Source organism: Alistipes sp. AF14-19 (assembly GCF_003461645.1).
GTDB classification, from domain to species: Bacteria; Bacteroidota; Bacteroidia; order Bacteroidales; family Rikenellaceae; genus Alistipes; species Alistipes shahii.
In genome coordinates this window covers 1-23,643 of record NZ_QTXM01000010.1, presented here as the reverse complement: position 1 = coordinate 23,643, position 23,643 = coordinate 1, and the positions used below count along the sequence as shown (strand labels likewise).

Sequence of the window (23,643 nt, the reverse complement as noted above, 5' to 3'; positions counted from 1 at the left end):
GATTCCATGAAATTCCAGAATATCCTGTTGCTGCTCACGGCCTGCCTGCTGGCAGGTTCGTGCAGCGACGACGACAACGACGGCGCCTGGTTCCTGCCGCGCACGCTTCAGGTGATGGACGCCAAGACCGACGCCCCGCGTGCCAACGAGCCGCTCACGCTCAACTTCATCGGCGACGACGGAGAACTCTACTCCCACCGGCACACCACCGACGAGAACGGCTGCATCCATTTCAAGGGAAGCACCCGGGGGGAGTACCGCGCTGCGTTCAGCTACTTCCCCGGTACGGCCAGCGACTGTTTCCATTCGTTCCGCCTGGATTCCGGCGATGAGGCGCCCATCATTATGACGGTCGAGCCTTTGGCCAAGGAGTTCCGCAGCGCCATCGTCATTACGGGCATGCTGGCCGACGCCAAGGGTAGCGACACGAACAACGAATACATTCAGTTCATGGCCCTCGAGGAGATCGACTTTGCGCAGACGCCCTACTGCGTTATCGCCTGCCGCAACAACAAGGTCAACGCCAAGGGCTGGGTGCAGGGCAGTTACGTTACCTACAAGTTCAACCTCACCTCGGGCCGTGCGGCCAAGGGTACATTCTTCTATGTCGGCGGTGTCAACAAGCGGCTCAACGGCAATTCGAGTGCGGACATCAGCGGCGCCAACTGGATTTGCAGTGTCGACTACAATACGCAGGCCGGGGCCGACGGCATCGGCGACAAGACCACCGGATTCCTTCACAACTACAACAGCAACGGCAATAAAAATATCGCCGACGGCATCGCTGTTTTCAAGGGTACGGAGGTCGACGAAAAGAGTGTCCCGTGCGACGCGGTCTTCTACGGCGCCACCATTACCACGGACGTCTACAACCCGGCCGGTTACGGCTACCGGATTCCCGACAACGATCTTTACAGCACGAAGAACCTCCTGTCGGGCGTCGGTCAGCCCTTCTTCGGGCAGGGAACCAATACGTTCCTCTTTCCCGACGGCGGCAACGATGCCGGGGAGTTCGTTTTCTTCGGCGGCAGTTTTACGCAGGGCGGTTACTATCGCGGCCGTTCGGCTGTCTGCCGGAAGCTGGCCGCCGATGCTTCGGGATCGCTCGCCGACATCGAAAGCGGGGACGGCGTTACGACTTATCTCTGATTCCGGAAGGGGAGCGCGCTGCGCCTCCTCTTTGTCCGGATTGCCTGAAAAAAGCCCTTTCCGAAAGGAAAGGGCTTTTTGGAACATCTTTTGCCGGTTTAATACCCGAATATCTCCTCCTGCGAGACGGTCCGGATCGGACCGAGCGTCTTGAGGTAGTTGAGGTCGAGATCCTGGATGTCGCCCAGGATGCCGTAGACGTATTTGCGGTTCTTGACCCACTTCTCCTGCGCGGCCTTCACGTCGGCGAGCGTCATCGCCTGCACCTTTTCGAAAATCTGCTTGTCGCGGTCCTCCTCAAGGCCCAGGTTGCGCAGTCCGATGAAACTCCACAGCACCTGTTCCTTCACCGTGCGGTCGGTGCGCAGGCGCGAGATCAGTCCCTCTTTGGCGATTTTGAACGCAGTCTCCGATTCGGGCATGTTGTTGATGATCTCGTCGAAAGCTTCGATCGCCATCTGCATCTTGTCGTTCTGCGTGGCGATGAAAGCCATGTAGCCGTACTTCGTGTCGGCGTAGTTCGGCTGCATGATGCTGGCCTGCGCGGTGTAGGCCAGGCCGCGTGCCTCGCGCATCTCCTGGAAGACGACCGAGTTCATGCCGCCGCCGAAATACTCGTTGTAGAGCGTGATTTCGGGGTCGGCCGCGACGTCGAACTGTTTGCCGAGGTTTGCATATTGCAGGTAGTAGAGCTGCTTGGCGTCGTATTGGGCCATCAGCACTTTGCTTTCGTCCGTGGGCAGCAGTTGCAGGTGCTTCTTTTCGAGCGGCTGAAGCTCCGCAGACGTTTTGTGGTGCATGGCCAGCGCCTCCGTCACCTCTTTCTCCGACTGCGGGCCGTAGTAGAGCACTTCGTGCTGTTTGCCCATCAGTTCGCCAATCTTTGCCAACAACATTTCGGAACTCATCGCTTCGAGCGCCGGGTTGGTGAGCGTCGTGCGGCGGATGAAGTCGGGACCGTAGAACACGTAGGTTTGCAGGGCGCCGAAGCAGCGGCCCTGGTTAAGTTTGGCGTCAGCGCGGCTCTTGATCATGTCGGCTTTGAGGTTGGCGAGAATCGCCTCGTCGGGCTTGGGCCCGTTCAGCAGTCCCTCGACGATTTCCATGGCTTCGGCCATATTTTCTCCCAGTCCCGTAATCGAGATGCGGCACGAGGTGGGGCCGGCCTGCATTGAGAACGAGCAGGCGATGCCGTACATCTTCGAGGCGATCTGCTCGGCCGTCAGCGACTCGGAACCGAGGTAGCCCAGGTAGTCGAACGCCAGATTGAGCGCCGGATCGTTCTCCGTGCCCGTGTCGAACACATAGGTCAGTGTGAAGATGTCGTTCGACTCGTTTTTCTTATAAAGTACGTCGATTCCCTTGCGGGCCTCGAACTGCGACATGTCCTTCTTGTAATCCACGAACACCGGTTCGATGGGTTTCACCTCCGTGTTCTGGATTTCGGTCAGGAATACGCTCTGCGCGTCGCGGTTGGTGGCGATGGGCGTGATTTTCGGGGCTGCGATCTTCTGCTCACCGGGGTCCTTGCCTTCGCGTTTGTAGACGATGGCGTAACTTTCGGGACCGAGGTATTTGTTGGCCCAGTCCACCACATCCTGCTTGGTGATCTTTTCCATGCGTTCCAGTTGGCGGATGTCGTCGGCCCACTCCTTGCCGTAGATGAACGAGTAGACGTAGAACATGGCGCGCTGGTCGTATTTGTCGAACTCGTTCATCAGCTGCATCTTGTAGTTGTTGATCGAAGCCTTGATCAACCCTTCGTCGAACTCTCCGGCGCGAATCTTTGCTGCTTCGGCCAACAGCAGGTCGCGCACTTCGTCCAACGACTGCCCGGCTTTGGGGCTGCCGGCCATGAGGAACGTTCCGTAGTCGGGCTGCGCAGAGGCGTAGGCATAGGCCGAGAGCACCTTCTGCTGCTGGTTCAGGTCGAGGTCAATCAGGCCTGCCTGCCCGTTGTAGAGGACCGAACCTACGATGTCCGCCACGTCGTTCGAGGGGTCCGTTGCGGCCGGCAGCCGCCAGCCCAGCATGACGCGCGCGGCCTCGGGGCCATAGACCTCCTTCACCACGGGCGCGGTGATCGGCTCTTCGGGCTTGAATTCCAGTTTCGGCAGGTCGGGGTTGGGCTGCATGCCGCCGAAGTACTTGTCGATCGTTGCGATCATCTGGTCGGGATCGAAGTCGCCCGAGACGCAGACGGCCATGTTGTTGGGCACGTAGTAGGTCTTGTGGTAGTTCTTGACGTTGGTGATCGACGGGTTCTTGAGGCTCTCCTGCGTTCCCAGCACGGTCTGCGTGCCGTAGGGATGGTTGGGGAAGAGCGCGGCGTCCATCGCCTCCCAGATTTTGCGGCCGTCCTGCGTCAGCGACATGTTTTTCTCTTCGTAGATGGTCTCCAGTTCGGTGTGGAAGCCACGGATCACGGGATTAAGGAATCGGTCGGCCTGGATTTTAGCCCAGTTGTCGATCTGGTTCGAAGGGATGTCCTCGACGTAAACGGTCATGTCCTGCGACGTGAAGGCGTTGGTCCCGTTGGCGCCGATGGCGGCCATCAGTTTGTCGTATTCGTTGGGAATGGCGATCTTCGAAGCCTCGTAGCTGATCGAGTCGATGCGGTGGTAGATCGCCGCGCGCTCGGCTTCGTCCGTGGTCTTGCGGTAGACCTCGAAGAGCCGTTCGATCTCGTCGAGCATGGGTTTCTCGGCGGCGTAGTCGGACGTTCCGAACTTTTCGGTTCCCTTGAACATCAGGTGTTCGAAGTAGTGTGCCAGACCGGTCGTCTCGGCGGGGTCGTTCTTGCCGCCGACCCGCACGGCGATGGCCGTTTGGATGCGGGGCTGCTCCTTCATGACGCTCATGTAGACCTTCAGGCCGTTTGGAAGCGTGTAAATCCGGGTTTTCAGCGGATCGCCCGACACCGTTTCGTACTTGTATTTGCTGCAAGACGAAGCGAGCATCGCGAGGATGACCGCCGTTAGTAGTAGAAACCTTTTCATATGCGATATGTTTTAGAAAGTGGTTGCGAACCAGTCCCGGAGAGCGGGGTAGGTGTCGGCCGCGACATGGATCAGCATGCCTGCCGAGGCGGCCAGCTTGACGCCCGTGCCGACGACGAATGCGAGGAACGACCCGAATCCCACGAGGAAAGCCTTCGGAACGTCGCTCCGGTCGTTGAGCAGTTCGCCCAGCACGGCGCCCGCGAACGGGCCGAGGATGATCCCCACGGGCGGAAAGAGGAAGAACCCGGCGAAGACGCCTGCCGTGGCCCCGATGGCTCCCGAGCGCGATCCGCCGAAGCGCCGCGTCATCCATGCGGGCAGGAAATAGTCGGCGGCGCTCACGGCGACGGTCACGGCGAGCCACAGCCAGATCGCCCCGGAGGTCATCTGGGAGTAGGAGGTGAACCAGGCGCAGAGAAGTCCGGCGTAGCTCAACGCCACGCCCGGCAGAGCCGGTACGATGCAGCCGATGATGCCCAGTATCGAGAGCGCAAAGGCGGCTATGGAGAGGGTTATGTCCATCGAAAAGTGCTTGGCCCTGCGGCGGCGGAACTATCCGGTGAGCCGGGCGGATTCGTCCGGACCGGCCGGGGCGCGCGGCCGCCGCAGGGGTTATCTTCTGCAAAGATAACGGATTAAACGAAAAAACCTCCCTTTTCGGGGAGATTTTGTGTCGGGTCGGCCTGCCGCCGCGCCGGGGCGCGTTATTTCACGAGCCGGTTGGTCGCCGTGTCGGGGAAAACGATCCACGGGCGGAACTGCTTGGCGTCCTCGAAATCCATCAGCGCGTAGGATGCGATGATGATTACGTCGCCCACCTGCACCTTGCGTGCCGCGGCGCCGTTCAGGCACACGCAGCCGCTGTTGCGCTCGCCTTTGATCGTGTAGGTCTCGAAACGCTCTCCGTTGTTGATGTCCATGATCTGGACTTTCTCGCCTTCGATCACATTGGCGGCTTCCATGAGCGCCTCGTCGATGGTGATGCTCCCCACGTAGTTCAGGTCGGCCTGCGTGACCGTTACGCGGTGGATCTTCGATTTGATGACTTCAATCTGGAATTTCATGATCGGATACAGATATTATCAATTAAACGGATCTCCCCGGCCTGTACGGCGATGCAGCCCTGGATACGCACCGAGTCGCTCCATGCGGCGACCTCCTGCATCGTCAGCGCGTCGACCGACTGGTAGTAGATGACCTTGAGCAGCGGGTTGCGCTCCACTTCTGCCGTGACCCATGCCTTCAGTTCGGCGGGCGTCATTTCGTGCGATTTCTCCACGGCTGCGCGCAGCGTGGCGTAGATGTGCGGCGCTGCGGCGCGGTGCGCCTCGTCGAGCAGCGTGTTGCGCGACGAGAGCGCCAGTCCGTCCTCTCCGCGGACGATGGGGCATTCGACGATCTCCACCGGCAGTTTCAACTGGGCCGTCATCGCCTTGATCACGGCGATCTGCTGGAAATCCTTCTCCCCGAAGTAGGCGCGTGCCGGGCGCACGATGTCGAACAGGCGGCTGACGACCTGCGCCACGCCGTTGAAGTGTCCGGGGCGCGTCGCACCCTCCATCACCTTGTCGATCTGCCCGAAATCGAAAATCCGGGTGTCTTCCTCGGGATATATCTCTTCGACCGAAGGCATCAGCACGAAATCCGCGCCGGCCTCTTCCAGCAGGCGCCGGTCGGCCTCCGGGGTGCGGGGGTAGTGCCGCAGGTCGTTCTTGTCGTTGAATTGCGTGGGGTTCACGAAGACGCTCACGACGACCGTGGCGTTCTCCCTGCGGGCGCGCTCCACGAGCGAGCGGTGGCCCGCATGCAGGGCGCCCATCGTGGGTACGAAGCCGATACCCGACTGTTCCGTCCGGTCCAGTTCGGCGCGAAGTTCCTTGACGCTTGTAAATACTTTCATCTCTTTCTTGAAACGAGTTGCGGGGCAAAGGTAGAAATTCCCGCAGACATAAAGAAGGAAAATCGCAGAAAAAGCATTACTTTTGTAGGAATACTAATTTCGAACGAGCATGAAAAAGCTTTTTACTATTGTATCTATGACACTCATCATTCCCGCACTGACCTCGTGCGGCGGTGGCCTCAAGGGCGATATGCCGTGGATCGTCGACCGTTTCGACGACATCAAGGTCATCCGTTACGAAGTTCCCGGTTTCGACGCCCTGCCGCTCGAAGAGAAGGAGCTGATCTATTACCTCTCCGAGGCTGCCAAATGCGGCCGCGACATTCTTTTCGACCAGAACTGCCCGGTGAACCTCCCCGTGCGCCGCACGCTGGAGACGGTTTACGAGAACTATAAGGGCGACCGCACGACGGCCGAGTGGAAGGCGTTGGAGAAATATCTCAAGAAGGTATGGTTCGCCAACGGCATCCACCACCACTATTCGAACGACAAGTTCGTGCCCGAATTCACCGAAGGCTACCTGCTCGACGCGATCGAGACCATCCCCGAGGAGAAGTTCGGCTCCCTGAACTCCCTGCGCGGCGAGGTCTGCCGGGCGATCTTCGATCCGGCGCTCTATCCGACGAAGCTCAACCAGAAGGCCGGCGACGACCTGCTGCTCACCTCGTCGAGCAACTACTACCACAACGTGAGCCAGGCCGAGGCCGAGGCGTTCTACGCCGACATGGCCGCCGCCGATGCGGGCAATCCCGAGCCGGTCTCCTACGGCTTGAACTCGCAGCTGACGAAGGATGACGCGGGACGCATTTGCGAGCGTGTCTGGAAGCTGGGCGGCATGTATTCGCCGGCCATCGAGCGGATCGTCTACTGGCTCGAAAAGGCGCAGGCCGTGGCCAAAGAGCCGCAGAAGACCAACATCGCGGCGCTCGTCAGCTACTACAAGACGGGCGATCTGAAAGAGTTCGACCGCTACAACATCGGCTGGGTGAAGGACACCGTTTCGAACGTCGATTTCGTCAACGGCTTCATCGAGGACTACGGCGATCCGCTGGGCCGCAAGGCTTCGTGGGAGGCCAACGTCAACTTCATGGACACCGAGGCCTGCCACCGCACGGAGGTGATCTCCGACAACGCCCAGTGGTTCGAGGATCATTCGCCCGTGGCCGAGGCCTACCGCAAGCCGGTCGTGAGGGGCGTTTCGGCCAAGGTCATCACCGTGGCGATGCTCGGCGGCGACTGCTATCCCGCGACGCCCATCGGCATCAACCTGCCCAATGCCGACTGGATTCGCAAGGAGTACGGCTCGAAGTCGGTCACCATCGACAACATCACCTATGCCTACGACATGGCTGCTCACGGCAACGGTTTCAACGAGGAGTTCGTGCTCCGCGCCGAGGACCGCGAGCGGATGGAGCGGTACGGCAAGCTGGCCGACGACCTGCACACCGACCTGCATGAGTGCCTGGGGCACGGCTCGGGCCAGCTGGCTCCGGGTGTCAAGGGCGGCGAGCTGAAGAGCTACGGCTCGACGCTCGAAGAGACCCGCGCCGACCTGTTCGGGCTTTACTACCTGGGTGATCCGAAGCTGGTCGAACTGGGGCTGATTCCCTCGCTCGACGTCGCCAAGGCGGGTTATGCCAAGTATATCCTCAACGGCATGATGACCCAGCTGGCGCGCATCGAGCCGGGCAAGAACGTCGAGGAGTCGCACATGCGCAACCGCAAGCTGATCTGCGAGTGGTGCTACGAGCGCGGCAAGGCCGACAAGGTGATCGAGCTGGTGAAGGAGAACGGCAAGACCTACGCCGTGGTCAACGACTTCGGCAAACTGCGCGACCTGTTCGGCCAGATGCTCCGCGAGGTGCAGCGCATCAAGTCCGAGGGCGACTACGAAGCCGGCAAGACGCTGGTCGAGCAGTATGCCGTCACGGTCGATCCCGAGCTGCACAAGGAGGTCCGCGACCGCTACTATGCGCTCGACATCGAGCCTTACGGCGGTTTCGTCAATCCCGAATACGAACTGGTGGAGAAGGACGGCAGGATCGTCGACGTGAAGATCTCCTACCCGGCCGACTACGTGGGACAGATGCTCGGCTACGCGAAGGATTATTCGTTCCTGCCCAACATCAATTAGTTTTCGATGATTGCGGCGCACCTGCCGCACATCCCTCGAATCCCCGAATGGGACGTCCGCCGAGGACTACCCATCCGGGGATTCTTCACGATGCACGACATCTGCACCGCACTGACCGAAGACGTTTCGATTCTCACGGGCTCTTTACCTGCTCCGCGATAAGCGAAAACGGTGCAGAATCGCTCTGCACCGTACTGTTCGGAACCGTGTGGTTCCGGCTTACTCTTTCGCCGCGGCTCCGCCGTCGATGGCGAACGTCGAGACGATCACCATCTTCTCGTCCACGTTGTTGGGGTTCGAGACGATGATGCCGTATTCGCCTGCGGGGCGTTCGTCGAAGGTCAGACGGTAGGAGCTTTCGCCGTATTTCTCGGCCGAAAACCGCAGGTAGTCCATCGTGTTGGAGTTCACCGAGAACGACCCGACGGCCGAGATCACCGCCGACCGGTTTTTCTTGGTGCTCTTCATGCGGAAGACGCGCACGATGGACATGGGGTCGGCCTTATTGTCCTTGGCGCGGACGATGAGCGCGATCGGTTGCGCTGCGTCGAACCGCACGCTGGCCGAACCGCCTTCCACGAGTACTTTTGTTTTGGATTTGCTGGCTGCGAATCCGGCGATGTAGACGCCGGCGCCCGTTCGCATCCGCACGTTGTGTTTTTCGAGCTTCTTGGACGAGCCGTCGGGGAATACGCCGACGACCTCTCCCTCGAATTCGGGTTCGAGGGTCTGTGCCTTTACTGCATCACACCCCCACATCATGGCCGTTGCAGCCATCAGGAATAGGATTTTTTTCATCATTGTATTGATTTGATTCTTGACCGCGCACCGTGCGCGACGGACAAAAATAGCAAAAATCGGCGAAGGTTATATACCCCCCCCGATTTTTTTGAAACGGCTCTCCGAAATGCCGCGGGGCGCTCCTTTTCGGGGCTGCGCCTCGCTTTCCGGGCTGCTCCTCGACCTCTTCGGAATTGCTCTTGCCGACGCCGCAAACCGGGCATGTCCGGTCGTCGGGAATCTCCTCGGACGGCGTTCCGGGCGCGGCGGAAATCCGGCCGACGTCCTATACCGATAATATATATAGGCGAAATCATCCGTCCGCTCTTTTCGCAAAGCGGTTCCGGGGCCGTTTTTGTTGTCGTCCGGGCCGTTTCGGCCACTCCGTATCGGAAAACTATTTCACCGCAAACAGCTCAATTATCACTTTTATTGCTATCTTTGTCGATGATAGGAACCACCGACGGTTTCCTGTCCGACAAAAGCATCCGGAAATTGAATGATTTGGTAAATACAACATTATCAATGACTCCCAATCCGATTTTTATCGGGGGGGGGGAAATTTTTGATGGGCGAATCCTGAATCGGGTTCGCCGGTATTTTCGTGTACCGGACAGACGGGACTTCAAATGGCAGACGTCAAGACAGGCAGCATCTCCTCCACGGAATTCGGGAAGTTATTTTTCGAATTCAAGCCCCGTTTTATCGCCCTGGCATACCGCTATGTCCGCGATCGGGAGACCGCCGAAGACCTGGTGTCGGACAGTTTTATGACCTTTTGGGAAATGCATGAAACCCTGCCGGCGGACATCAATGTGCCGGCTTATATCCTCACTTCGGTCAAAAACCGCTGCCTGAACCACCTCAACGCCCAAATCCGCCACCGCAGGGCCGAACAGGACATGCATTCGACGCTGACGCGCCGGCTTCAGGCCGACGTGCGCTCGCTGTCGGCCTGCGATCCCGATCTGCTCTTCTCCGAAGAGATTCGCGCCATCCTGAAACAGGCAGTCCGCAAGATGCCGAAAATGACCCGCAGCGTATTCCTGTTAAGCCGGATCAGGAATATGACATACAGCGAGATCGCCGCCGAACTGGGAATTTCCGTCAGCCATGTCAATTTCGAAATCCGCCGGGCGCTCAACCTGATGCGCTCCGAACTGAAGGATTACCTCCCGGCCGTGCTGATCATCCTGATACTCTCGTCCCGGTGGTGAAATAGCGCCCCGCAGGGCTGTCAGGAGTCCGTTCCGATCTTTTTTCAAAAAAACTTGCATTTTTTACTACTTACCCCCTCCGTGTGTTTGTTATTACTATATAACACGAACACATGGACGATCTTTTATTGCAGAAATACTTGAGAAACGAGACCTCGGAGGAGGAACTCGTCGAGGTGCTCGACTGGCTGGACGCGTCAACGGAAAACCAGCGGTATCTCGATCGGCTCGATTATATTTCCAACCTCAATATCCTGGCCGGAGAGGCGCAGCCCCGTATCCGCAGACATACCGTTTCGCTCTGGAAGAGAACGGCTCAATGGAGTGCCGCGGCTGCGGCCGTGCTGCTCGCATGCGCCGGGTTGGGCCACTATATGGCCGACCGGATTCTCGAACGCCGTACCCGGGACATGATGGCCATTACCGCGCCCAACGGGCAGAGCATGTCCGTCACCTTGAGCGACGGGACGACCGTATGGCTCAATTCGGGCGCCAAGTTGGAATACCCTTCGATCTTTTCCAGAAAGACACGCCGGGTCAAGATTTCGGGCGAGGCCATGTTCGAGGTGGAACATGACGCCAGCCGTCCGTTCATCGTGGAAACATTCGCCTGCGATGCCGAGGTGCTGGGTACGAAATTCAACATCCTGGCCGATGCCCGGACCGCCGATTTCTCGGCGGCGCTGCTCGAAGGGCGGCTGAAAATCTCGAACCGCCTCGTCGGCGGCGAATCCTTCATTCTCTCGCCCAACGATCAGATCGACCTGGTCGACGGACATCTCAAACTCAACCGGATAACCGATCCGGACGACTTCCGCTGGGTCGACGGGCTGATGAACCTGAACACGCTGTCGTTCACGGAGGTGATCCGCAAATTCGAGAACTATTACGGAGTCCGGATCACGATCGACAATCCCGAGGATATGCCCGAACTCAAATACCACGGCAAAATCCGCGTGTCGGACGGTGTGGACCATGCGCTGAAGCTGCTCCAGATCACCAATAACTTCTCCTATACGCGCGACGACGAGACGAATACGATCCACATAAAAATAACTAAAATCTAAACCGACTCTATGGAATAAACCGCCTCTGCCTCAAGACACTTTTATGCTGCACCGCCGACGCGTCCGGACACGGTCGTGTCCGCCGGCGGGAGATAAACAGTGATTCGATTGCTAACCTATTGATCTTAAATCAGCAAACTTATGAAAAATTTAAGTATTAGGCAGATAAAATGCCTGATTACTCTAATTCTCGCCGTGTTCCTGTGCGGTGCGCCCGCCGTGGCCCAAACGCAGAAAATCGCGGTGAAGCTCGACATGACGAAGGTTCCGATGAAGACCGTCATGAACGAAATCGAAAAGCAGACCAAGTATCTTTTCCTTTATACGGACGAAATCGACACGAAACGCATCGTCTCGATCAAGGCCGATTCGAAGCCTCTCAACGAGGTGCTGCCGCTGCTGTTCAAGGACACGGACATCACCTATGAGATCACGGTTCCCAACATCGTGCTGTCGAAGCGCGTCGCCGCAGCGCGGCCGTCGGCCATCTCGGGCGTGGTGAAGGATTCCGGCGGCCTGGGCATTATCGGAGCCACCGTTCTGATCAAGGGCACGACCGTCGGAACGACCACCGGCATCGACGGAGACTTCGCCCTGACGGTCCCCGCCTCGGTCGACAACCCCGAACTGTCGGTCAGCTTCATCGGCTACGAAACCCGTGTCGTGCCCATCGGCTCGCGTACGACTTTCGACATCACGCTGGCCAATTCGTCCATCGAGGTCGAGCAGGTCGTCGTTACGGCCCTGGGCATCAAACGTGCCGAGAAAGCCCTGTCGTACAACGTGCAGCAGGTGAATTCCGATGCCATCACGGCCAACAAGGACGCCAACTTCATCAACTCGCTCAACGGTAAGGTGGCTGGTGTGAACATCAACGCCTCGTCGGCGGGCGTCGGCGGCGCTTCGAAGGTCATCATGCGCGGTATGAAGTCCATTTCGCAGACCTCCAATGCGCTTTACGTGATCGACGGCGTGCCGATGTTCACCAAAGCCCAGGAGGGCGGCACAGAGTTCAGTTCGCAGGGTACGACCGATCCCATTGCGGACATCAACCCCGAGGACATCGAGTCGATTTCCGTACTGACGGGTGCTGCGGCAGCTGCATTGTATGGCTCGGACGCGGCCAACGGCGCCATCGTCGTGACAACGAAAAAGGGACAGGCGGGGCAGCTCTCCGTCACTGCGACGGCCGGTGTTGAGATCATGACTCCGTTCGTTCTTCCCGAGTTCCAGAACCGGTACGGTACGGGCAACCTTACTACGCCGATCAACGTGGCCAGTTACAGCTGGGGTAAGCGGCTCAACCGCGCCAACCGATACGGCTACGATCCCCGCGAAGACTATTTCCGTACCGGCGTAGCCAATTCCGAGAGCGTTTCGCTTTCGACCGGAACGGAGAAGAACCAGACCTATTTTTCAGCCGCGGCCATCAATTCCAACGGCATCGTGCCCAACAACAGCTATGACCGTTACAACTTCACGTTCCGCAACACCTCCTCTTTTCTGAACGACAAGATGAGACTGGACGTAGGAGCCAGCTACATATTGCAGGAAGACTGCAACATGATCAATCAGGGAACCTACAACAACCCTCTGACGGGAGCCTACCTCTTCCCGCGCGGCGATGACTGGGCGGATATCGAAATGTATGAGCGCTACGATCCCATAGACAAGATTTCGAAACAGTACTGGCCGATGGGTGACGGCTCCATCACCATGCAGAACCCCTACTGGGCGAACTACCGCAACCTGCGCGAGAACCGTAAGGATCGTTACATGCTCAACGCGGCGCTGTCGTACGACATCCTCGACTGGCTGAATGTTTCAGGCCGCATCCGCATCGACAACTCGCACAACACCTACACCGAAAAGATGTATGCTTCCTCGAACGTGCAGCTCACCGAGCAGTCCGCCAACGGCCTTTACGGCGTCACCAAGACGATGGACCGCCAGGTTTATGGTGATGCTTTGCTCAATATCAATAAAACGTTCGGTGACGACTGGTCGTTGCAGGCCAACATCGGTGCTTCGTTCTCGGATATGAAGAACGACGCCCTGAAGATCCGCGGCCCCATTGCCGACGGTACGTCGGGCGAGAAGCAGGGGCTGGCCAACGTCTTCAACATTCAGAACTTGAGTAATTCGACCAAGACCGTCCGTAAGCAGGAAGGCTGGCGTGAGCAGACGCAGTCGATCTTCGCTTCGGCCGAGGTGGGATACAAGGGCACCTACTACCTGACCCTTACGGGTCGCAACGACTGGCCTTCGCAACTGGCGGGTCCGCATTCGAACGCCAAGTCGTTCTTCTATCCTTCGGTCGGACTTTCGGTCGTGTTGTCGCAGCTCATTCCCAACATGCCTGAAAATCTCTCCTATATCAAGTTGCGCGGTTCGTTCGCCTCGGTGGGCGTTGCCTTCGAGCGTTACATCGCCAACCCGCTCTATTCGTGGAACGAAAGCGGCCTGTCGTGGAACACGCAGACGCAGTATCCCACCTATCACCTCAAGCCCGAGCGCACCAAGTCGTTCGAGGTGGGTCTGACGATGCGTTTCCTCAAGCATTTCAACCTCGATTTCACCTACTACAATTCGCATACGTCGAACCAGACCTTCGACCCGCAGATCTCGGGCGGTACGGGTTTCTCCAAGATCATCATCCAGTCGGGTAACGTCCGTAACCAGGGTATCGAGCTGGCATTGGGTTATCGGAACACCTGGCGCGACTTCACGTGGGATACCAACTACACCCTGTCGACCAATCAGAATAAGATCATCTCGCTGGCCAACAACGTCATCAACTACGCTACGGGCGAGCGCTTCTCGATCGACCGGCTCAACATGGGCGGTCTGGGCGACGCACAGTTCCTACTGCAGGAGGGCGGTACGTTGGGCGACCTCTACTCCCGCCGCGATTTGCGCTACGACGAGAACAATGCCATTTACATCGACGAGAACGGAAATGTAGCTACGGAGACGATCCAGGATGTGAATAAGTATGTCAAGCTGGGCAGCGTACTGCCCGATGTCAACATGTCGTGGCGCAACGACTTCCGCTGGAAGAACCTGAACTTCGGCTTCATGATTTCGGCCCGTCTGGGCGGCATCGTCTACTCGCGTACGCAGGCCATGCTCGACCAATACGGCGTGTCAGAGGTTACGGCCGCGGCGCGCGATGCCGGAGGCGTGACGCTCAACGGCGGCGACGTGGTGGATGCCTACACTTGGTATTCGGCCATCGCAGGCGGCAATTCCATCCCGCAGTTCTACACCTACTCGGCCACGAACGTGCGGTTGCAGGAGGCTTCGATTGGCTACACGATTCCCCGCAAGCTGCTGCGTAACGTCTGCGAGATTACGGTTTCTATCGTGGGCCGCAATCTGTGGATGCTCTACAACAAGGCTCCGTTCGATCCAGAAAGCATCGCTACGACGGGCAACTACTATCAAGGTATTGATTACTTCATGATGCCGTCATTGCGCAACGTAGGATTCAATCTCCGTCTCAAATTCTAAAACAGCGACACGATGAAAGACAAATTGATAAAAGCGGCGCTCTCCTTCGCAGTTGTGTGCGTTCTGGGCGCATGCACCAAGAATTACCTCGACATCAACAGCAATCCCTACGAGGTGGACAAGGAGCAGATGGAGGCCAAGGACTACGCCATCGCCTCGGGACTCTCTGCCATGTTCGGGACCGTCGTCTCGACGGATGTCAATACGGCGCAGTTCACTGACTGTCTGCTGGGCAGTACGCAGGGCGGTTATTACGCTGATGCGAACAATGGCTGGACGAACACCATTTCCAAATACAACCCGACCGACAACTGGACGAACGTGTTCATGTACAGCGACAAAGTCATCCCGCAACTGTACAGTAACATGTCGAACGTGGAGGGGATTTCGGAGGATCCGCTCGTTTTGGCCATCCTCAAGATCGTGAAGGTCTGCGTCCTGAACCGTGTGACGGACACTTATGGCCCGATTCCTTATTCCGAGATCGGAAGCACCGGTAAGATCCAGGTGGCTTACGACGACCAGCCCAAGGTCTATTCGCAGATGTTCGATGAATTGGACGAGGCAATCGCCCTGTTGGACGAGAACATCGACAGGAGCATCACGAGCACGACCGACCAAGTCTTCGACGGCACAGCCGTGAAATGGTGCCGTTTTGCCAACTCGATGAAGCTGCGGCTGGCCATGCGGGTGGTATACACCGATTTCGTAAGCTCGAAGGGCCTCTCTCCGCAGCAGTTGGGCGAACAGGCCGTGGCGCACTCTGTCGGTGTCATGCAGTCGAACGCAGACAATGCGCAGCTTTCGTCCCTGGCCTTCGGCAAGGACGGCAATCCGCTCTATACGGCATGCATGTACAACTCCCCAGCTGGGTCGGTGACGGGCGGCGATTCGCATGCTGCAGCCGACATCATCTGCTACATGAACGGTTATGAGGATCCGCGCCGCGAGAAATATTTCAGCAAGGCACAGTTCTCCGGGGACAATGCCCTTGAGTATGTGGGCATGCGTCGTGGTATCGCCATTCCAGCGCTCAGCACTGTGGGGCTGCTCTATTCAGGCGTCAACTTCGTAGATGGCATGGCTACTCCGTTGCAGTGGATGAATGCCGCCGAGGTGGCCTTCCTGAAGGCGGAAGCCGTCGGCGTGTTCGGCTGGAACATGGGTGGCAGCGCTAAGACCTTCTACGAGCAGGGCGTCCGCCTCTCGTTCGAACAGTGGGGTGTTGCGGGCGTCGACGAATACCTTGTCGGCACCACTCTTCCGGAATCCTACACCGACCCCAACGGCGGTGCGACCTCCTATTCTACACAGCTCTCCCAGCTGGGGGTGGCTTGGAACGACAGCGCCTCGAAGGAGGAGATGCAGGAGCGCATCATCATCCAGAAGTGGATCGCCAACTTCCATCTTGGCAACGAGGCGTGGGCTGATTTCCGCCGTACAGGCTTTCCGCACCTGATTCCGGCCATGGAGTCTGCCGTGGGCAATAACTCGCAGGGCATCCGGAACCTTACGCTCGGCGCTCGCCGCATGTCCTATCCTGCGGACGAGGCGACCAACAACCCGGAGAACTACGCCAAGGCTGTGGAGATGCTTGGTGGCTCCGATAACATGGCAACCCGCATGTGGTGGGACTGCAATCCGGCCGTCAAATAACCGTACACACCGTTTAACCCATTAAAACGAAATTCGACATGAAACGCATATTCATTCCGTTCTTCGCCGCGGCGGCCCTGCTGGCCTCGTGCAGCGACTGGACGGAAGCCGAACACAAAGATTTTCTGCCGCCGATGAATCAGAATGATCCGGCTTTTCTGACATCGCTCCGGGATTTCAAGGTCGGCGAACACCTGGTGACGATGATGATCGTCCGGGGAACTTCGACCGCTCCGAACCGGCAGAACCAGCATCCGATGTCCATGCCCGACAGTGTGGATTACCTGCTCATGACCGACGTCGACGACCTGCATCCGGCGCTGTCGGACGAGATCGCCGAAGTACGTTCGAAGAAGGGTACCCGCACGCTCAACGTCGTGGACTATACGACAATCCGCAGTACCTGGGACGCCATGAAGGAGGCATCTTTCGGTACAGAGCACGAGGGCGACTATACGGAGGAGAAGTTCGCCGAGTACTGCAAGGCCGAGACTGAAAAGCAGCTTGCGGCCTGCTCCCGATACGGATTCGACGGCATCGTCGTCTCCTATCTGGGCGGTTACGACAGCAGCGCCGCAGCTCCGTTCGTCCTGGCGGCGGACACGTGGCGCCGCGACAATCCCAACAAGCTACTCTTCTTCCGCGGATACCCCGCCTTCATCACGAGCATCGAGAACCAGACGATTCTTGCGGAGTGTGACTACGTCATCATCCTGACTGAGGGTGCCTCGTCGTCGGTGGCTATCTCCCGTATGGTGCGCGACCAACTCGAAGAGGGTGTTCCGAGCAACCGGGTCGTGCTGGAAGCCTCCGTGCCGTCGATCGCCGACGGTGGCGACGACGCTCAGGTGGGCGCTTCGCTCCAGGTGGCCGCGCAGTGGGTGATGGATCCGAAAACCTCCCAGACTGTACAGTGCGATAAGCTGGGGCTCTGCGCATCGAACGCACAGGAAGACTATTTCAATACGCCAACATACAAGAGAATCCGCGAGGCGCTCGGCATCCTGAACCCCGAGCCCGAAGAGGAGCCCGAAAACAATCCCGAAAATAAAAACGACGATGAAAAATAAATTAGGATTCGCATTGTGTCTGCTCCTGGTAGCCGTATTCATGGGCTGCAAGGAGGATGAGGAGGGCAAACACCACTTCAGCAATCAGGTGTTCATCTCCGCCACGTCGTTCACCGACGACGTGTTTATCAAACGGGACAACCTCGACGTGACCCGGGAAGAGAGCTGCGACGTTACCGTCGCCATGGCCCAGCCCCGGGAGCGCGACATCACGGTCACGTTCGCCGAGGCTCCCGGTCTGTTGGAGCACTACCGGATGTTCTACGACGATCCAACGGCCGAACTGCTCCCTGCCAACGGCGGCTATTACGATTTCGCGGATAATTCGACTGTCATCACGGCCGGGATGGTGGAGAGTGCGCCGCTCACCTTCGCCTTTACGAATTTGGACAATCTGCCCATCGAGGAGAAGCAGCGTTATGTGCTGCCCGTACGCATCGTGTCGGCCGACGGCATGAATATCCTCGAAAGCGCCCGGACGGTCTACTTCGTCTTCTCGAAGGCCGCGCTCATCAACGTCGTGGCCGAGATGGAGAACAACTGCGCCTGGCCCGAGTGGACGGCTGATACCGAGGCGGTGAAGGACATGGAGACCTTCACGCTCGAAGCGCTCGTCTACGCCAACTCGTTCGACCGCAAGATCTCGACAATTATGGGCATCGAGGATACGTTCCTCATCCGTTTGGGCGACGACGGCCGTCCGACTAACCAGTTGCAGGTGGCCTTCGCCAAGAAGGTTTCGGAGGAGGAGACCTCGCCTGCACGCGGGAAGATTCCGGCCGAGGCCGACAGCCGTTATGACCTCAAGCTGTTCGTTTGGCATCATATCGCCGTCACATTCGATCGTGGCACTATCTGCGTCTATATCGACGGCAAGCTGAAGGATACGGTCAAGGCTTCAGTATCTGGTACCGACGGGCATGCCGTGATCATCGACAAGATCAACTTCGCCATTCCGCACTCCGACGAGACGGACGGCAAGGAGCGCTGCTTTTGGATCGGCCACTCGTACCGCCTCCAGTCGGACGGCGACTTGTTCTACGAGCGTCGTTTCGACGGCATGATGGGCGAAGTGCGCCTCTGGAACAAGGCCCTGACGGCCGAGGAGATCGCTTCCGAGAACCATTTCTACAAAATCGATCCCGCATCAGACGGACTGGTGGCTTATTGGAAGTTCGACGACAATACGAAAGGTAAGACCGTCAAGGATTATACCGGCAACGGCTTCGATCTGAAGACCGAGCGCGAAGTGAATTGGCAGAGCGTCGCGCTTCCCGAAGAGTGAGAGATTTATTACCTGAAGAATCGTAATTCCTTAACTTTAATTTAACCTTTTTAATTAACCTAATCAACCAAACATGAAAAGAAAGTCATTTCTGATGCTTTTAACGGGTATGTTCGCCATTTCATCGGGGGCTCTCGTCGGTTGCAACGATGACGATGATGTGAACAAAAAGAATTCCCTGTCGGTAACACCTGCGTCTGCTATTGAGTTCAAGGCCGGCGACAATCAGGACGTTGTGCTGACCGTCAAGACCGACGCCAAGTCGTGGGCATTCGAGAAGAACGGTGAGTGGATCGTCGCCAAGCAGGACGGCGACAAACTAACTGTGAATGCCCAGGCTAATACCACGGAGTCCGTACGTCCGGGCCGCATCACGATTACGGCCGGTAACGCCGAACCCGTCAACATCAACGTAAACCAAAAGGGGCTTGAAGTAGGTGAAATCGTACTGAGCATTTCGCCGTCGGATCCCATTGGGTTCGAGGCTACTGGCAACAAGGCCGTTGAACTGACCGTTACGACTAATGCACCCGACTGGACGTTCTCCTACCCCGAGGAGTGGATGACGGCCGAGAAGCAGGGCGACAAGCTGACGGTCAACGCCAAGGACAATACGGGAGATGCCCGTGTGGGGCAGATCGTCGTGACGTCCAGCGAGGGTGAGAAGACTGCGAAGATCGCCGTGTCGCAGAAGGCCGGCAGCGAGAATCCCACCCCGGGCGAGGAGATCGCCGGTTCGCTCTCGACGGCCGATGATCTGAACATCCAGTTCGCTCACGATGCCGTGGAGCCCGTCAAGAAAACCCTGACCTTCACGCTGGAGAAGACCGCTATGGTTGAGACCAAGGTGAAGCTCGTCTTCGACGAACGCCATGTCGAAGAGTACAACTTCGACCACGCTACCGAGTATGTCGTATTCCCCGAGAAACTCTGCACCATTGCGAACGACGGCGTGATGACTATCCCCGCCGGTGAAACCTCTGCGCAGATCGAGGTAACGCTCACGCCGAGTGCTTCCGATCTGGAGTATGTAACCACCTACATGGTTCCCCTTCAGGCCGTAGCCCAAACGGAGGGTATCGTCGTTAAAGATGAGGCTGAATACGTTGACTTCCTAGTTTCGCGCATTGGTTCGAAGAAGATCCGTAACATCTGTTATTTCGAGGTGAACGACTGCAACCCGCTCAACGCCATTGAGTACATTTTGGAGGACGGTCAGCCGTTTTTCGATGCTGTCGTGCTATTCGCTGGCAACATCAACTGGGATGCTTCGAAGCAGAAGGTCTACATGAATGCCAACCCCAACGTGCAGGCGTTACTCGACAACTCGGAGGAACTGCTCCAGCCGCTGCGTAAGAAAGGTATCAAGGTGTTGCTCGACATCTTGGGCAACCACGACCAGGCCGGCATCGCTGGTTTGAGCGACTGGGGTTGTGAGCAGTTCGGTAAGGAGCTGGCTCAAATCTGTCTCGACTATAAACTCGATGGTATCGGTTTCGATGACGAGTATTCGCGCTACTACGGATCCGGAAAATGGTTCGCAGGCCCCAGCTCCCAGCAGGCCGCCCGTCTCTGCTACGAGACCAAAAAGGCGATGAAGGAATTGTGCCCCTGGGAGACTTGGGTACACCTCTATTACTTGGGCTATATCCAGTCCTCTCTGCCTTCGGTATTCATCGACGGTGTGGAGCATAAGCCGTCTGAATTCATTGACAACGTCTGCGCCGACTACGGCGGTTCGGCAAGACCGGTAAACGGTATGGGACTGAGCGGATGTGCCGGCAACTCTATCCAACTCAACTATGGCTACTCCATCTCGTCGTCTGGAGCCAAGGCACTGATGAATCAGGGTTACGGCTGGATCATGTGGTTCGCATTCGATCCTTCCGGAACCGGAACGGTCAGCAACAACCGTTCGCATTCGCTCCGGCAGTTCCGCAACGTGGCAGAGGGCTGCTACGAGCAGAGCGTACGCGATCCCAAAAATGTCTACAACAAGATCAGCGAGGGCCAATACGATCCCGCACCGCACCCGATCAACTAACTTGAAAACGAACGACTCGGTCGTGCGTTCCGGCTTCGGCCGGGATGCCGCCGATCGTTCGGTCGGAACCGGGCGAAGCCGTTTTCCGGTTCGCTGGTAATGAACAAATCCTTAAAACCTGAACGACAAGATATGAAAATTTCGAAAATATTTCTTTTTACCGCTGCTGCGCTCGCACTCTGCGGAGCCTGCGATGACAGCGACGACAAAGTGGATCCTTCGACTACCGAAGACAAGATTTCCGTTTCGCCGATGGAAGGCGTTGTGGGGAGTAAGGGCGGCGATGTCTCGGCCATGGTTACCAGCTCGGGCGCGTGGACGCTCGAAGGCGCCGAGAACGCTTATGTGCTCCCTTCGGCCGTTAAGGGCAAGGATGGCGACATCGTGGCCTTCACCGTGAAGGCCAACGACAAGGAGGAAGACCAGGTCTTCACCTATACGTTCACATGCGGCAAGAAGACCGCGTCTTTCAAGATTACGCTCAAGAAAAAGGCCTCCGAGACCGAGGAGCAGCTCGAACTCTTCTATGCCGATGGGGCGAACATCCTGTCCTGCGAAGGCGGCAAGGTGACGGTGCTGGTTACCAGCTCGGGCGCGTGGACGCTCGAAGGAGAGTCCGATTTCGTGACGCCGTCGGCTACGAGTGGAGAAGACGGTGCCGAGATAGTCTTCGAGGTGGATCCCAATGAGACCGAGGAGGAGCGGAGCGCCAACTACGTCTTCAAGATGGGCAGTAAGGAGGTCGAATTCCAGATCGTCGAGAAAGGCGAAACTGGCGAGACCATCGAAATCACGTCGAAGTCGGAAATGCGCCTGGCTTATACGGCTGTGGAGCGTTTGGCCGTGGAGTTGACGACGAATGTCAACTATCGCAACCTGACGGCCGAAATCGTATCGGAGACCGAGGGGTGGCTGACCTATACGATTGCCCGCCCCACCGAGGGCGGCGCCGAGACCGACGTGACGGCCTATTTCTCCATGGCCCAGAACGACGGTGAGACTCCGCGTGAGGCTACCGTGACGATCAAGGGTGTGAAGAACGGCACAGCCGTGCTGAAGGTAACTCAGCTTCCCAAGTCGAAGATCGAGCCCGAGAAGTTGGCCTATTTCCTAGATGTGGAGGCTCAGACACTCGATATTCCGGTAACGGCCAATGTCGAGTTCGATGTGACGGTAAGCGAGGGGGCGACGGGCTGGTTTACCTATAATAATGCCGACGATAGCGGCCTGCACTTCACAGTGGAGGCTCTGGTTAACGGATCTGCTCGCAGCTGCGATGTCGTGCTCACCGAGAAGAACGCTCCCGACAACGCCGAGGCGCTGACGGTCAACATCAATATTACGCAGAAGCCCAAGGGTCTGATCGAGTGTGTGGCCGACATGCGCCGCTCGCGCTGCTATTTCCCGTTTTTGAAGAATGGCGGAGCGCTCAACAGCTTGAAGAACGGCACCATGGAGGCGCTGGTCAATATTCAGGAGACGCGCGTATCCGGATCTTTGTCGACCATCATGGGTGTCGAGGGTAAATTCCTCCTCCGCCTGGGCGACGTCAATGTGCCTTGGAACCAAATTCAGCTGGCCATGCAAGGCGGAAACCGTACGGATACCAAGTTGAAACTCTCCGAACTGGATCGCTGGTACCATGTCGCCGTGACGTGGGACGATACTTTCGCTTATTTCTACATTGACGGAGAACTTTTGTATCGAACCGGTATCTCCAATTACTCCGGTTTTAACCTAGGTGTGGCATACGGCGGTTCCGAGAGCGACTACAACCGTGCTTTCTGGATCGGTTATGCCTACAACGCCGACCGTTTCTTCCCCGGTTATATGGCCGAGGTGCGCGTATGGAACCGCACGCTGACCAAGGAGGAGATCAATGCCGAAAACCACTTCTACTCCGTTCCGGTGGATTCGGAAGGTCTGGTAGGCTACTGGAAACTCAACGACGGAGCAGGTCAGATTATCAAGGATCATTCTCCTTCGGGCAACAACATGCTGGGTGAAATCAACGTCCACTCTTCGGGTGGTCAGCAGATCGGTGACCCGGGTATGAACTGGGTGGAGATGAGTCTGCCCTAATTTCGAGCGGATAAAATAAGCGTTGCCTGTCCGTCGGGAACGACGGTTCGTGTGTGGCAGCTGAATCCCATTCTGCTATGGGATTGAAAGAGCGTAACGACTCGATTTATCGAGTCGTTACATTCTTTATACAGTAGAGAAGGCAACAGTCTATTTTCAGCCTATTGCGTTCAAATACCGCATTTCAAATAACCTATCACAAGATACAAAAAATTTCGAACAGGTTTCTTTGTTAAAATACAAGATTGTATTTCGCGATTGTCGCACTATATCAGAATAAGTAATAACCTATTGTGATTTAGTATAAAACATATAAAAAAGTTGTTCATATCGGATGAAATCCGTATATTTATAATGTTTTAAGCATTCTTTTAGTTGTGTATTATGCAATCTCTTAGTCATCTTAAACATTCTCCTTTGGAATGGGTTCCGAGTTTGTACTTTGCGATGGGGCTTCCGTTTGTGGTTCTGAACATGGTTTCTGCGGTTCTGTACAAGGACCTGGGGATCTCGGATGCTCAGATCGCGTTCTGGACCTCTCTGATCATGTGGCCATGGACGATCAAGTTTCTGTGGAGCCCTTTTTTGGAGCTTTACCGGACGAAGAAGTTCTGGGTCGTGGGGAGCCAGTTGTTGAGCGGCGTTCTGTTCGGCGTCGCGGCCCTTTCGCTTCACCTTCCGCTGTTCTTCGCGGTCAGTGTTGCTGTCTTTGCGGTCGTTGCCTTCAGCGGGGCGACGCACGAC

At 57.2% G+C, this 23,643-nt stretch carries 16 protein-coding genes and 1 pseudogene; 11 read left to right on the top strand and 6 right to left on the bottom strand.

All coding sequences use genetic code 11. The features are described 5' to 3' along the window. Positions 1 to 6 precede the first annotated feature (6 nt). Positions 7 to 1,149, top strand: coding sequence for a hypothetical protein (locus DWW03_RS09715; protein WP_015547862.1), 1,143 nt, complete (start codon positions 7 to 9; stop codon positions 1,147 to 1,149). A 98-nt stretch (positions 1,150 to 1,247) separates the two neighbouring features. Here DWW03_RS09715 and DWW03_RS09710 read toward each other — a convergent pair whose 3' ends face one another. From DWW03_RS09710 to panC, 4 genes are all read right to left on the bottom strand, one after another. Beyond that, positions 1,248 to 4,148 carry a M16 family metallopeptidase gene (locus DWW03_RS09710; RefSeq protein ID WP_259301988.1) on the bottom strand — a complete coding sequence of 967 codons (2,901 nt, stop codon included), beginning with the start codon at positions 4,146 to 4,148 and terminating at the stop codon, positions 1,248 to 1,250. Positions 4,149 to 4,160: 12 nt separating this feature from the next. After that, positions 4,161 to 4,673, bottom strand: a complete 513-nt coding sequence (locus tag DWW03_RS09705) for a DUF456 domain-containing protein (protein WP_015547860.1) — start codon at positions 4,671 to 4,673, stop codon at positions 4,161 to 4,163. A 182-nt stretch (positions 4,674 to 4,855) separates the two neighbouring features. Continuing rightward, on the bottom strand, positions 4,856 to 5,215 hold the full coding sequence (gene panD / locus DWW03_RS09700; protein WP_015547859.1) for an aspartate 1-decarboxylase: 360 nt from the start codon (positions 5,213 to 5,215) through the stop codon (positions 4,856 to 4,858). Continuing rightward, a complete protein-coding gene (panC, locus tag DWW03_RS09695; protein WP_022062568.1) occupies positions 5,212 to 6,051 on the bottom strand; it encodes a pantoate--beta-alanine ligase in 840 nt (279 codons plus the stop codon). The genes panD and panC overlap by 4 nt, the downstream gene beginning before the upstream one ends. 109 nt (positions 6,052 to 6,160) lie before the next feature. Here panC and DWW03_RS09690 point away from each other — a divergent pair, with 109 nt between their 5' ends. After that, the gene (locus DWW03_RS09690; protein ID WP_409012314.1) at positions 6,161 to 8,185 is read left to right on the top strand and encodes a dipeptidyl-peptidase 3 family protein; all 2,025 of its coding nucleotides are present in this window, start codon (positions 6,161 to 6,163) and stop codon (positions 8,183 to 8,185) included. Positions 8,186 to 8,404: 219 nt separating this feature from the next. On the opposite strand, the gene DWW03_RS09685 is transcribed toward DWW03_RS09690, so the two are convergent. Further along, entirely contained in the window at positions 8,405 to 8,983 is a 579-nt protein-coding gene (locus tag DWW03_RS09685) for a hypothetical protein (RefSeq protein WP_240047980.1), read from the bottom strand. Beyond that, positions 8,931 to 9,239: a rubredoxin gene (locus DWW03_RS17075; RefSeq protein ID WP_371300289.1), complete on the bottom strand. Its 309-nt coding sequence runs from the start codon at positions 9,237 to 9,239 to the stop codon at positions 8,931 to 8,933. Before DWW03_RS17075 ends, DWW03_RS09685 begins: the two co-directional genes overlap by 53 nt. Before the next feature lie 355 nt (positions 9,240 to 9,594). Here DWW03_RS17075 and DWW03_RS09675 point away from each other — a divergent pair, with 355 nt between their 5' ends. The 9 genes and pseudogenes from DWW03_RS09675 to DWW03_RS09635 form a co-directional block, all read left to right on the top strand. Further along, on the top strand, positions 9,595 to 10,182 hold the full coding sequence (locus DWW03_RS09675; RefSeq protein ID WP_118406672.1) for an RNA polymerase sigma-70 factor: 588 nt from the start codon (positions 9,595 to 9,597) through the stop codon (positions 10,180 to 10,182). A gap of 113 nt (positions 10,183 to 10,295) precedes the next feature. Further along, on the top strand, positions 10,296 to 11,249 hold the full coding sequence (locus tag DWW03_RS09670) for a FecR family protein (RefSeq protein ID WP_118406671.1): 954 nt from the start codon (positions 10,296 to 10,298) through the stop codon (positions 11,247 to 11,249). Positions 11,250 to 11,390: 141 nt separating this feature from the next. Then, the gene (locus tag DWW03_RS09665; protein ID WP_118406670.1) at positions 11,391 to 14,762 is read left to right on the top strand and encodes a SusC/RagA family TonB-linked outer membrane protein; all 3,372 of its coding nucleotides are present in this window, start codon (positions 11,391 to 11,393) and stop codon (positions 14,760 to 14,762) included. Between the two features lie 12 nt (positions 14,763 to 14,774). After that, positions 14,775 to 16,418, top strand: a complete 1,644-nt coding sequence (locus DWW03_RS09660; RefSeq protein ID WP_022062562.1) for a SusD/RagB family nutrient-binding outer membrane lipoprotein — start codon at positions 14,775 to 14,777, stop codon at positions 16,416 to 16,418. Between the two features lie 38 nt (positions 16,419 to 16,456). Further along, on the top strand, positions 16,457 to 17,488 hold the full coding sequence (locus tag DWW03_RS09655) for a glycoside hydrolase family 18 (protein WP_015547852.1): 1,032 nt from the start codon (positions 16,457 to 16,459) through the stop codon (positions 17,486 to 17,488). Further along, entirely contained in the window at positions 17,478 to 18,773 is a 1,296-nt protein-coding gene (locus DWW03_RS09650) for a DUF1735 and LamG domain-containing protein (protein WP_022062561.1), read from the top strand. The genes DWW03_RS09655 and DWW03_RS09650 overlap by 11 nt, the downstream gene beginning before the upstream one ends. Before the next feature lie 73 nt (positions 18,774 to 18,846). Next, positions 18,847 to 20,817: a BACON domain-containing protein gene (locus DWW03_RS09645; protein WP_118406669.1), complete on the top strand. Its 1,971-nt coding sequence runs from the start codon at positions 18,847 to 18,849 to the stop codon at positions 20,815 to 20,817. Between the two features lie 132 nt (positions 20,818 to 20,949). Continuing rightward, the gene (locus DWW03_RS09640) at positions 20,950 to 22,899 is read left to right on the top strand and encodes a LamG-like jellyroll fold domain-containing protein (RefSeq protein WP_181989615.1); all 1,950 of its coding nucleotides are present in this window, start codon (positions 20,950 to 20,952) and stop codon (positions 22,897 to 22,899) included. A 384-nt stretch (positions 22,900 to 23,283) separates the two neighbouring features. Then, positions 23,284 to 23,643: pseudogene (locus DWW03_RS09635) on the top strand (MFS transporter); the annotation flags it as partial.